Annotated in this window: 10 protein-coding genes, 1 tRNA gene and 1 riboswitch; of the genes, 6 read left to right on the forward strand and 5 right to left on the reverse strand. The window is 65.9% G+C overall.

Annotated elements, in window-relative coordinates; translation table 11 throughout:
* The 5 genes from VNR91_RS08535 to VNR91_RS08555 all read left to right on the forward strand — a co-directional run.
* The coding region (locus tag VNR91_RS08535; RefSeq protein WP_325490344.1) for a response regulator at positions 1-1,504 on the forward strand (1,504 nt) is incomplete at its 5' end.
* Positions 1,489-2,361 carry a CheR family methyltransferase gene (locus tag VNR91_RS08540; RefSeq protein WP_325490345.1) on the forward strand — a complete coding sequence of 291 codons (873 nt, stop codon included), beginning with the start codon at positions 1,489-1,491 and terminating at the stop codon, positions 2,359-2,361. The genes VNR91_RS08535 and VNR91_RS08540, both read left to right, overlap by 16 nt.
* The gene (locus tag VNR91_RS08545) at positions 2,351-4,168 is read left to right on the forward strand and encodes a response regulator (RefSeq protein WP_325490346.1); all 1,818 of its coding nucleotides are present in this window, start codon (positions 2,351-2,353) and stop codon (positions 4,166-4,168) included. Before VNR91_RS08540 ends, VNR91_RS08545 begins: the two co-directional genes overlap by 11 nt.
* A gap of 775 nt (positions 4,169-4,943) precedes the next feature.
* Positions 4,944-5,175: riboswitch (cobalamin riboswitch) on the forward strand.
* A 112-nt stretch (positions 5,176-5,287) separates the two neighbouring features.
* The gene (locus VNR91_RS08550) at positions 5,288-5,986 is read left to right on the forward strand and encodes a hypothetical protein (RefSeq protein WP_325490347.1); all 699 of its coding nucleotides are present in this window, start codon (positions 5,288-5,290) and stop codon (positions 5,984-5,986) included.
* Positions 5,987-6,098: 112 nt separating this feature from the next.
* Entirely contained in the window at positions 6,099-6,230 is a 132-nt protein-coding gene (locus VNR91_RS08555; protein WP_325490348.1) for a helix-turn-helix domain-containing protein, read from the forward strand.
* Positions 6,231-6,372: 142 nt separating this feature from the next.
* On the opposite strand, the gene VNR91_RS08560 is transcribed toward VNR91_RS08555, so the two are convergent.
* The 5 genes from VNR91_RS08560 to VNR91_RS08580 all read right to left on the reverse strand — a co-directional run bounded on the left by VNR91_RS08560 (position 6,373) and on the right by VNR91_RS08580 (position 11,081).
* Positions 6,373-6,447 (reverse strand) — tRNA-Glu (locus tag VNR91_RS08560).
* A gap of 60 nt (positions 6,448-6,507) precedes the next feature.
* Positions 6,508-8,268 (reverse strand): single-stranded-DNA-specific exonuclease RecJ, encoded by a 1,761-nt coding sequence (recJ, locus tag VNR91_RS08565; RefSeq protein WP_325490349.1) that lies wholly within the window; start codon positions 8,266-8,268, stop codon positions 6,508-6,510.
* Between the two features lie 417 nt (positions 8,269-8,685).
* The gene (locus tag VNR91_RS08570; RefSeq protein ID WP_325490350.1) at positions 8,686-9,369 is read right to left on the reverse strand and encodes a 2OG-Fe(II) oxygenase; all 684 of its coding nucleotides are present in this window, start codon (positions 9,367-9,369) and stop codon (positions 8,686-8,688) included.
* A gap of 83 nt (positions 9,370-9,452) precedes the next feature.
* The gene (locus VNR91_RS08575) at positions 9,453-10,415 is read right to left on the reverse strand and encodes an RcnB family protein (protein ID WP_325490351.1); all 963 of its coding nucleotides are present in this window, start codon (positions 10,413-10,415) and stop codon (positions 9,453-9,455) included.
* Between the two features lie 99 nt (positions 10,416-10,514).
* Positions 10,515-11,081: a (2Fe-2S)-binding protein gene (locus tag VNR91_RS08580; RefSeq protein WP_325490352.1), complete on the reverse strand. Its 567-nt coding sequence runs from the start codon at positions 11,079-11,081 to the stop codon at positions 10,515-10,517.
* A gap of 90 nt (positions 11,082-11,171) precedes the next feature.
* Here VNR91_RS08580 and VNR91_RS08585 point away from each other — a divergent pair, with 90 nt between their 5' ends.
* Positions 11,172-11,969: a class III extradiol ring-cleavage dioxygenase gene (locus VNR91_RS08585; RefSeq protein ID WP_325490353.1), complete on the forward strand. Its 798-nt coding sequence runs from the start codon at positions 11,172-11,174 to the stop codon at positions 11,967-11,969.
* Positions 11,970-12,026 lie beyond the last annotated feature (57 nt).

Below are 12,026 nucleotides of genomic sequence, written 5' to 3' on the forward strand. Positions count from 1 at the left end.
TCCGGCGGAGCAGCAGGAGATGATCTTCGAGGCGTTCCGCCAGGCGGATGGCGCGGTGAACCGCAAGTTCGGCGGCACCGGCCTGGGGCTGTCCATCTCGCGTGAACTGTCCCGGCTTCTGGGTGGGGAAGTGGCCGTCGAGAGCGCTCCGGGCGAAGGCAGCAGCTTCTCGCTGGTCCTGCCGCATGTTTACGACGCCGCGCTGGTCCAGCCCGCGGATGCGGTCCGGACCGAGCCGCAACCCGCCAGACCCAGACTCGTCCGCAAGCGCGACGCCCAGCCTGCGGAGGACGATCGCGAACGCCTGTCCGGGACGGCTCGGGTGATTCTGGTGGTGGAGGACGACCCGGTGTTCGCGCGCATATTGTGCGACATCGCGCACGAACTGGGGCTGCAATGCCTGATCGCGGGCACCGCTGACGAAGGCGCGCTGATGGCGCGACAATATCTGCCGCACGCCGTCATTCTCGATATGAACCTGCCCGATCATACCGGTCTTTCGGTGCTCGACCGGATCAAGCGCGACGTACGCACGCGGCATATCCCGGTGCATGTCGTCTCGGTCGATGACGATACCCAGGCCGCGCTGGCGAACGGCGCGATCGGCTATCTGTTCAAGCCAGTGAAGCGCGAGCAGCTGATCGACATGCTCGAGGGGCTGGAGGCGCGGATGGCCCAGCGCATGCGCCGCGTGCTGATCGTCGAGGACGACGCTGTTCAGGCTGACAGCATCAAGCTGTTGCTGGCCTCGCGCGATGTCGAAACCGAACGCGCGCATAGCGCCGCGGAGTGCCTCCAGCGGCTGGGCGAAGCGACCTTTGACTGCATGGTGCTCGACCTGAACCTGCCGGACATGCCCGGGCTGGATCTCCTGGAGCGGCTCAGCGCGGACGAGAGCGTCGGATTCCCTCCGGTGATCGTCTATACCGGGCGGGATCTGTCGAGCGACGAGGAATTGCGTCTGCGCAGATATTCCAAGTCGATCATCGTGAAGGGCGCCAAATCGCCCGAGCGCCTGCTCGATGAAGTGACGCTGTTCCTCCACCAGGTGGTTTCCGAACTGCCCGAGAACCAGCAGGCGATGATCGCCAAGTCGCTCAACCGCGATGCCGCGCTCGACGGCCGCAATATCCTGGTCGTCGAAGACGACATCCGCAACGTCTACGCCCTCACCAGCATTTTCGAACCGCATGGCGCCACGGTGAAGATCGCCCGCAACGGCAAGGAGGCGCTCCACGCCCTCGACGCCGTGGAGCAGGGCAACGCCGCTCCGGTGGACCTCGTGCTGATGGATGTGATGATGCCCGAGATGGATGGCCTGGCGGCCACCCGCGCGATCCGCGGCCGGCCGCGCTGGAGGGAGCTCCCGATCCTGGCGCTCACCGCAAAGGCGATGCCGCAGGATCAGCGCGAATGTCTCGAAGCCGGCGCCAACGATTATCTCGCCAAGCCGCTTGACGTCGACAAGCTCCTGTCGCTGGTCCGCGTGTGGATGCCGCGGTGAGCGAGCCGCTCCCGCCCTATGAGGATATCGAGCTCGATCTGCTGCTGGAAGCGATATGGCGCTATTATAACTATGATTTTCGCGGCTATTCCCGCGAATCGCTCCGCCGCAGACTGCTGCGCGCGCAGCAGCGTTTCGGCTGCGCGAGCCTGTCCGAGCTTCAGCACCTGCTGCTGCGCAACCGGCATATGTTCACCGAGATGATGGGCTTTCTCACCATTCAGGTGAGTGAGATGTTCCGTGATCCCGAATATTTTCGGGCGCTCCGTGAAAAGGTCGTTCCGCATTTGCGGACCTACCCGTCGCTCAAGGTCTGGATCGCGGGCTGCGCCAACGGTGAGGAATTTTATTCGCTCGCGATCCTCTTTCGAGAAGAAGAACTGGAAGATCGCACGATTTTCTACTGCACGGATATCAGCCCGGCGGCGTTGGAAAAGGCGGCGGCGGGCATTTACGATCTGGAGCGCATTCCGCAGTTCACCGAGAACCACCGACGATCAGGCGGAAAGTCGTCACTCTCGGATTATTATACCGCGGCATATGGCGCCGCGGTGTTCGACAAATCGCTACGCGCCCGCGCCGTGTTCGCGGCGCACAGCCTCGCCAGCGACGAAGTATTCAGCGAGGTCCAATTGGTTTCGAGCCGCAACGTCCTCATCTATTTCGACCGGGAATTGCAGGATCGCGCATTGGGATTGTTTGGCGATTCACTGGTGCGCGGTGGGTTTCTCGGTCTAGGTTCAAAGGAAACACTGCGCTTTTCGCATCATTCCGACTGTTTCGCCGATTTCGCGGCGAACGAAAAGATATACCGCCGCAGCGCGGCCGGGCTAGGGACGTTGGACAATGCAGCTTGATCCCGTAAAAATCCTGCTGGTCGACGACGTCGAGGAAAATCTCACGGCGCTCGATGCGCTGCTCCGGCGCGATGGGCTCGAGATTCTCAAGGCGCGTTCCGGCGTCGAGGCGCTGGAATTGTTGCTGATTCACGATTTCGCGCTCGCGCTGCTCGACGTGCAGATGCCGGGCATGGACGGATTCGAGCTCGCCGAGTTGATGCGCGGGACCGAACGGACCTGCGGCGTGCCGATCATCTTCCTGACGGCGATGGCAACGGACGAGCGCCGCAGCTTTCGGGGCTATGAAGCGGGTGCCGTCGATTATCTTTTCAAGCCCGTCGAACCGCAGGTGGTCCGTAACAAGGTCGCGGTGTTCGTCGAACTGTGCCGCCAGCGTCAGGAGCTTGCGCATCAGCGTGATGACCTCTCCGCGGCGCTCGGCCGTCTCAAGGCCCACAGCGACAATTCGCCGCTCGCGATCATCGAATTCGACGGTGAGCGCCGGGTCTTGAGCTGGTCAAAGGGCGCCGAGCGTTTGTTCGGCTGGCGCGCGGCCGAAGTCGCCGGATTCCGCCCCGACGAGTTCGAATGGATCTGGGCCGACGATTCGGTGTCTTTCGCGCGATTGATCGACGAAATGATCGCTGGCCGGATGCCGCGCGCGATGCAGGCGCTGAAGATGCGTACCGCAGAGGGCGCGGTGCTTGAGTGCGAGTGCTATTGCTCGGCGCTGCTTGACGGTGCCGGGCAGGCGTTGTCGATCAACCTGCAGGTGCTCGACGTGACCGACCGCAAACGCGCCGAAGAAACGCAGCGGTTGCTGGTCGGGGAACTCAATCACCGCGTCAAGAACACGCTGGCGTCGGTGCAGGCGATCGCGACGCAGACGCTCCGCTATTCCACCGGTCCCTCCGATTTCGCGCCGACCTTCATCGGGCGCATTCATGCGCTCGCCCGCGCCCATTCGATCCTCAGCAATACGACCTGGCAAGGGGCCAGCCTGCGCGAGCTGATCGAAGGCCAACTCCATACCGGTACCATCGATGAGGGGCGACTCGTCGCGAAAGGCCCCGATTTGGAGCTGGCCCCGGAACCCGCCCTGCATCTTGCGCTGGTGTTTCACGAACTGACGACGAACGCGAACAAATATGGCGCGCTGTCGGTCCCGGATGGAAGTGTTCACCTGAGCTGGCAGGTAAGCAACGGCCAGGTCCAGCTAGATTGGGCTGAATCGGGCGGACCAGCCACATCCGCGCCATCGCGAAAGGGTTTTGGCACGGCGCTGATCGAACGCAGTCTCAAGGCGGAAGGGGGCAGCGCCGAACCGCAATATGGTGAAAATGGAATGGGCTGGACCCTGCGGCTGCCCATTCAGACGGCCGTCCGGTCGCGAACCGGCCAGCGGTGGAACCGGCCTCCGCCCGGCGAATCCGGGCAAGCGCGGGAGCGTTCCCGCGATGCCGTCGGGGGGAAGCGGTTCCTCGTGATCGAGGACGAACCCGTCGTCGCGCTCGAGCTGGTGTCGATCCTTGAGGATGCAGGCGCAAGGGTGTTCGGCCCGGTGGCCAACGTGGAGGATGCCCGCGCGGCGATCGCGGCCGAGGAGATCGACGCGGTCCTTCTGGACGGCAATCTGCAGGGCGAGATGTCGGACGAAATCGCCAATTTACTGGCGGCGCGCCACGTGCCGTTCCTGTTCGTCAGCGGTTATGATCGGGAACACCTGTCCGGGGCGTGCGGCGACGTCGCCATCGTCACCAAACCGTTCGACGCCGCGTCCCTGATCGAAGCGGCGGGTAGCATGTTCCTGCAACTACAGACATGAGGCGAAGCGCCGAATGGCGAAATCTCTGCCAGGAAATGTTGCGGATCGTCGTCGTTATGCGGCGCTTTCGAAACAGTATGCGGCGTTATATCTGGCCGCGGCGGCGACCGGGCGCGATCGCACCTTCCTGACGAACGCCGTAAAGCGTTTCAAATTCACGCTGCGGGGAAGCGGCGAATACACAGCGGCCGACCATCGGCGAATAGTATATTATCGGTGGTGACTGAACGAGGAAATCCGGGTGGCGGCTCCGCCCGCCCTCATCGCCACAAAGGCGGCATTGGGCGCGGTTCGCAGAACAGGTGAACTGCCGCTCTGTCACATTTCTGCGGCCAAGTGACACCAGCCACTCGCATTGCGCTTCCGAGACAAGCTGCGCTGCACTGTCGACCATCGTCCGCGCGCCGGACGGCGGATATAGCGCTTCGGGGTACGCCGACGCAGATAATAGTCGGTGGCCATCGCGTGCTTCCGGGGGGGGGGGCGCCATGAAGGCCATTTCTCTGCTCGCTGTACCATTTCGCTGTACCAGCAGGCGGTCAAGAACGGCTTAATCGCGCTATTCCGCCGCAAAACAGGCGAATGGTCTCTACGGGCACCCGGTAACTGAAGTAAGATATTGATTTTACGTCAATATTTTCTTGAAGCAAGAGGGCCATACCATCACAAGTGCCAACTGTCCGGTAGGATTGTTTGGGGCTGAATGATGCTGCCGGGGACACGCCTTGTTCGATCTGGATTAGCGGTGCTAACTTGCTCGTCGGCCCGTCGCAGACGAGGCCAACACTGCGCCGGTTCTCCGCAAGGAGATTAAAATGGGAACGCGGTTAGGGTTTAACCCAAGTCCGCGGCTGTCCCTGCAACTGTAGGCGGCGAGCGAAGGGTGCTGGGCGGACACTAACTAGGTGAGCTGCCAGCCACTGGGACAGTGGCTACGCCGTTCCGGGAAGGTGCGTCCCGAGCGATGACCCGCAAGCCAGGAGACCTGCCGGCGCGGGTCGCTGTTGCCAGGCCCAGGGGAAGGCCGGGGTGCGGACGCCAAGTCCGAGCGACGTTGAACCATATCCGCCGGGCGGTCGCCGACCGCTCGTGTCCGGGAGCGTGCGCGAGGCTGGGAAGATGAAGATTGCAAATGGATGGACGGCGGCCAATGGGCATATCGGGCAATCTCCGATCGCCATCCCAATCGCTGCCGATATCCAACGCCAGATTGACGTTCATTGGGGAGAGCGCGGTTGGGTGTGCTTCGATTTCGAGGAACTTCCCAAAAAATTCCTCGGAATCCGCCTGCGTCAACAAGAGGCGCGACGATGCGTTCACACCAGTCTCGCGGTGCCTTGCGACCGGGCGTGGGAAAAGGATCGCTTCGTCGCACTCGTTCGAATCGAGCCTGATTCCGTTGGGGCAATCCTCACCCGTTGCGCGTGTGCCCTGGCAGCCCCGGCCATGCGTCCGCTTACCCACATGTGCTATTCGGAGTTCAACGATATCATCGCCGCGATCGGTGCGATGGATGCCGATGTCATCTCGATCGAGACGGCGCGCTCGAAGATGGAACTGCTCAACGCCTTCGCCACCTATGAATATCCGAATGAGATCGGGCCGGGCGTCTATGACATCCACTCACCCCGCATCCCGGCGACGAGCGAGATGGAAGAACTGCTTATCAAGGCGGGCGAGCGGCTCTCGGCGCGCCAGCTTTGGGTCAACCCCGATTGCGGCCTCAAGACCCGCAAATGGGAGGACGTGAAGCCCGCGCTGGTCAACATGGTCGATGTGGCCAAAGCGGCGCGGGCGGCCCTTGTCCAGCTGGCCTGATCGGGACATGCGGGAGTGCGGTATCCGCGCTTGAGAGGGCGGCGGGAGAGCGTCGGATTACGGCGAAAACACGCCCCAGCCGGTCGCCGTCCGAATAGCAGTGGCGGGACAGATGCTGGGGCTTGGCCGCACCAAGATCTATGAGCTGATCAAAACGGGCGAACTGGCCTCGGCCAACGTGGGGCGCGCCCGCTTGGTCCTCGTCTCCAGCCTTCGCCGCTTTCTCGACAACCAGATCGTCTAGAGCCGGATTCGCGCCCGGCTCGTCGAGCGGCGAGGGCGTCTTGTCGCACCGGGAATCTGCGGAAATCCGCCAAAATTCGTGGGTGAATATCACACGAATATCACATCGTTTGAGGCAAAATCGGCTAAGTGCTTGATTTTGCTGGTGACCCCTACGGGACTCGAACCCGTGTTTCAGCCGTGAAAGGGCCGCGTCCTAACCACTAGACGAAGGGGCCATGGCGATGGCCAGAGCGCCGACTAGGGAAAGCATCGGCCCCGGTCAAGCGGCCTGCGCATCATTCCGCCCAGGCGGCGTCGTCGATGTGCAGTTCGGCCGCCGGGCGACTGCCCCAGTCGTCGATCTTCGCGCGCCCGGCCAGCCATAGCCGGCGGTGCGACGGGGCGGCGAGCAGCGCCTGGCCCAACGCGGTGTCGGCGGCACGGAACGCCATCGCCTTGAGGCTGCGGCCGTCGGCGCCGGCCACCACCGCGCGGACATGGCCGTTGCCAACCACGTCTACCTTGACGATCCTCACCGGACCGGCGGCGACGCGGGGCGCCGGCCAGCCCATGCCATAGGGACCGCCCGCCTCCAGCGCGGTGACAAGATCGGGGCAGACCCCGCCGGGCGCCACCACCGAATCGATCAGCAGCGCGCGATCGTCGGCGGCGCGGGCGACGTTTTCGGCGAGCCGCTCCTCGAGGAAATCGGCGAAGGCGTCGAGCCGGTCGGCGGCGATGGTGAGGCCTGCCGCCATCGCATGGCCGCCCCCGGCGACGAGCAGGCCGTGATCCTTGGCCGCCAGCACCGCCGCGCCGAGATCGACGCCGGGGATCGAGCGGCCGGAGCCTTTGCCGACACCCGCTTCGTCCACCGCGATGACGATCGCCGGGCGGCCAAGCTTTTCCTTGAGTCGGCCGGCGACGATGCCGATCACGCCGGGATGCCAGCCGTCGCCCGCGACCACCGCGACCGCGCGGTTGCCCTGCGCGTGGAGGCGTTCCTCGGCGGCGGCCTGCACCCCGGCCTCGATCGCGCGGCGTTCCTCGTTCAGCCGGTCGAGCTCCTGCGCGATCGCTCGCGCCTCATCGGCATCGGCGGTGGTGAGCAGGCGCACGCCGAGGTCCGACTTGCCGACGCGGCCGCCGGCGTTGATGCGCGGGCCGAGCGCGAAGCCGAGATCGCTGGCGGTGGGGGCGCGGGTCAGGCGCGATGCCTCGATCAGCGCGGCGATGCCGATGTTGCGGCGCCCGGCCATCACCTTCAGCCCCTGTGCGACGAACGCGCGGTTGAGGCCGCGCAGCGCGGCGACGTCGGCGACGGTGCCCAGCGCGACCAGATCGAGCAGGTCGAGCAGGCGCGGTTCGGCGCGGTCAGCGAACCATCCGCGCGCGCGCAGTTCGCGCAGCAGCGCCACGCCGAGCAGAAAGGCGACACCGACCGCCGCCAGATGGCCATGCGCGGCGCCCTCCGTCTCGTCGAGGCGGTTGGGATTGACCAGCGCATGGGCGACGGGGAGCGCCGCGGCGCATTGGTGGTGATCGACCACGATCACCTCGACCCCGGCGTCGCGCGCCATCGCCAGCGCCTCGAACGCTTGCGCGCCGCAATCGACGGTGACGATCAGGGTGGCGCCCTCGCTCGCCAGCCGGACCAGCGCCTCGCCGGACGGGCCATACCCCTCCATCAGCCGGTCGGGGATGTAGGGGCGGGGGTTGAGGCCAAGGTCGCGCAGCAGCCGCACCATCAACGCGGCGGAGGTGGCGCCATCGACGTCATAGTCGCCGAACACCGCGACCTGTTCGCCCGTCGCGACCGCATCGGCCAGCCGCGCGGCGGCGCGGTCCATGTCGCGGAAGATCGACGGATCGGGCAGGAACGCGCGGATGCTGGGCGCGCGATGCGCCTCCAGCGCGTCGCGCGGACAGCCGCGCGCGAGCAGCAGCGTGGTGACGAGATCGTCGGGCACCAGGCCGCCGCGCGAATCGGCGGCAAGGCCGCGCCAGCGCCACGGCTGGCCAAGGATCGATCGCTGGATGCCGAGGACGGGGGTCATGTGCGCTGTCCTAGGGCAAGCGGGGCGTCGGGAACAGCCGTGGTCGCGAAGGGCGCGCGGACGGGGGAAGGGGCGCGTTTGATGGCGTGGGATGCCACGTTACCCGGCGCGGGTGCGGGTGCGGGTGCGGGTGCGGGTGAGGGTGAGGGTGCGGGGCAGGGCTGCGGTGAGCGATTTCCCCGTCGCCTTCATCGCACCGGTTTCCGCACAGGCGGGGCCCCACGGTTATTTGTGTTGGCGCTTCTGGCTTTGGATTCTCGCCTGCGTGGGGTTGCTTGGGGACGAGTTTGGGGGCGATCTCTCGATGCGCCATCTCGGCTTCGCTCGACGGCTACTCGAGACTAACGGGGGAGAGGAAGACGGTAAGCAGCGTGGGAGCACGGGGGACGGGTTTACGGCGAACCTCCGCCGCCGCCATCAGTTCTCGCGATACCAGTGTTCCTCGCGGAACCACTTGGTGACGACGTATTTAACGCCCTTGGTCACCGCCATCCCCTCGTGCAGGGTGTTGGGGTTGGGGCTGCCGTCGGGCTTCATGTTGTTCCACATCAGCAGCATACGCTTGCGCGGGGGGATGCGGATGCCGGCCTGCGGGAACCAGGTCGATCCGCCTTCCTCGACATCGTTCAGATAGATCATCGCGGTCCAGGTGCGCTGGCCGCCTTCCTTCATCATGCGCGGCCAATATTCGGTGTTCTCATGGAAATAATCATGGTGCGCGCGGAATTGCTGGCCGGAGGCGTAACGCTGGCCCTGCATCGTCTCGCCATGGGGCAGGGCGATGCCCATCAGGTCGCACACGCGCTGCTCGATCGGCTCGATATCGGGAGAGAAGCGCTGGAAATCGCAGCTCTCGCTGGTGCGGAAGCTGGGGTCGCTCGAATAGGCGAGCAGCGTCGACGGGCGGCGCCCGGCGTCGATCACCCGGATCAGCGTTTCGCACTCCTCGTCGGTGACGAAGTTCATCAGGTAGAACACGTCGGCGGTGTCGATCTTGGCGCGCTTGACGTTCGGGGTGGCGGACAGTCTGGCCGAGACCTCCGACCCCAGCCGCGCGCGGCTGCGGGAGGTGCTTCCGGGCTTCTTCTCGACGACGTTCATGCGCGCCACCTTGCCGCGCGATCCGTCAAAAGCAAGGGGCCGGCTCCCTGCGGAACCGGCCCCCGGCGTACGATGCGAACGCTTTACCAGAAGATGTCGTAGATCACGTCGACGACCTCACCCGTGTCGAGATCGACCAGCATCGCGTCGTTGTAATAGCGGACCCAGCGATAGGGGCCGTAGGCTTCTGGCAGACGATATTCCCACGGATCGTCAATCCAGTAGCTCTGCGAGAACAACAATGCGCTGAGCGACATGCCGATCCCGAACCGCTGATAGCCGTAGCTCCACCCACGCGGCGCATAATAGCGCGGCAGGCGATAGAGGTTGCGGTTGCGCGAGCGCCAGTCCTGCCAGTTGTAGCGGTTGTCGCCGCGCCAGCTGCGGTTCCAGTTTCCGCCGCCCCGGCCGGGGTTGCCGCGATTGTCGTTCCAGCCCGGATTGCCGCGATTCCACTGGTTGTTGCGGTTGGCGTTGTTGCCGTTCCAGTTGCCGCGATTGTCGGTGGGCCGGTTGGCGTTATCGCGGTTCCAGTTGCTGCGATTATTGCGACCGGCATCGCTCGGACGCTGTGGGTTGACCATGCCGTTGTTGACGCCGCCCCGATTGCCATTGCCCTGCCACTGCGGCCGGGGCGTCTGCGGATTGCCGACGGCGCCGGGATTGCGGTTGCCCTGCCACTGGCGCGGCGGGGTGGTGCCGTTGCCGGGATTGCCCGGAGCGCCGTTGCCGCGCCATTGTGGGGTGGCGGGCTGGCCGGCGCCGTTGCGGATCTGCACGTTCGGATCCTGCGCCGAATGCAGCGTCGGCCGGCTGCGCTGTTGCTGCGGTTGGAACTGCTGGCGCGGCTGCTGCGGTTGGGCCTGCGCAGGACGCGGCTGTTGCGCGTTCTGGCGCTGTCCGCCATTGCCACGGTCGCCACGCGACTGGCCGGCCGAAGCGTTGCCGCCCCGGTTGCCGCCGCGTCCGTTCCATTCCTGCGCGCTGGCGGCGATAGGTGCCAGCGCGGTCGCCGCGATCAGCGCGGACAGAATCGCCTTCTTCATCTCGTTTCACTCCACGAACCGGTCGCCCGGCTTCTCTCGATGTCACGGATATGGAGCGGTTGCGATGAGTGGTGGCTGAATTGCGTTGACAGCAATTTGTCAGAATCGCGGCGGTGGCGCGGCGCGCGGGGCCGGGGGGGACAACGCCGGGACGGCGCGCGCCGCTTCCGCCGGGTTGATGTCGGGCCGGGGTGTGCTGTCGATGGTCTCGTCGCCGCGCGCGACCGCCGCCGCCTGCTGGATCGCGGCGATGATGCGCGGATAGCTGCCGCAACGGCACAGGTTGGTGATCGCGGCGGCGATGTCCTCCTCGGTAGGATTGCGGTTGGCGCGGATCAGCGCCTGGGCGGTCATCACCAGCCCCGGAATGCAATAGCCGCACTGGCCGACGTTCGAGGCGAGGAACGCCTGCTGCACCGGGTGGCTGCGGTCGCGCGACAGCCCCTCGATCGTGGTGACGAACACCCCCTCGATCGATCCGATCGGAACGGTGCAGCTGCGCACCGCCTTGCCGTCGATATCGACGGTGCACGCGCCGCACTCCCCGGTGCCGCAGCCATATTTGGTGCCGGTCAGGTTCGACGCGTCGCGCAGCGCCCACAGCAGTGGGGTCGCCGGGTCGAGGCGATATTCGACCGGCTGATTGTTGACGGTGAAGCGGGTCATGCCGCGCATGGTAGCGCGGCGCGCGGCGCGAAACGATGGTTTTCGCGCGGCGGCGTTGATCGCGGGGCGGGGACGGCCGATCTTGCTCGCATGACACTTCCCACGCTCTTCATCCCGCACGGCGGCGGCCCGTGCTTCTTCATGAACCCCGGCGCCGAGCCCGACCCGATGTGGATTCCGATGCGCGACTATCTGGCCGGGCTGATCGCCGACCTGCCCGAACGGCCCCGCGCGATCCTGCTGGTGTCGGGCCATTGGGAGGAGGACATCGCCACGGTCCACGCCGGTGCGCAGCCGGGGCTGTTGTTCGACTATCACGGCTTTCCCGAACACACCTATCGCCTGCGCTGGGACGCGCCGGGATCGCCCGACCTGGCACGGCGGGTGACCGGGCTGCTCGACGGCGCCGGGTTCCCGGTCGGCGAGGAGCGCGAGCGCGGGTGGGACCACGGCGTGTTCATCCCGATGATGGTCGCGGTGCCTGATGCCGACATCCCGCTGGTCCAGCTGTCGCTGCGCCGCGACCTGAACCCGGCCGCGCATATCGCGATCGGCGCCGCGCTGGCGCCGTTGCGTGACGAGGGCGTGCTGATCGTCGGATCGGGGATGAGCTTCCACAATCTGCGTGTGCGCGGGGACGCGGCGGTGGCGCCGTCCACCGCTTGGGACGATGCGCTGACCCAGGCGGTCACCCATCCCGATCCGGCGCGGCGGGCGGTGCGGGTCGCCGCGTGGCGCGACCTGCCCAACGCGGCCTTTTCCCACCCGCGTGAGGAGCATCTGCTGCCGCTGATGGTCGCGCTGGGCGCGGGCGGTGCCGGGCGGGCGGTGCGGGACTATGCCGGGCAGGTGATGGGCTGGGCGGTGTCGGGCTATCGCTTCGGCTGACGGAACGCGCGCCGCGCTTCCGGGTTGTCGGCATGGAACCCCGGCAAGGCAGGAGCG

The organism is Sphingomonas sp., assembly GCF_035555815.1.
Taxonomy (GTDB): domain Bacteria; phylum Pseudomonadota; class Alphaproteobacteria; order Sphingomonadales; family Sphingomonadaceae; genus Sphingomonas.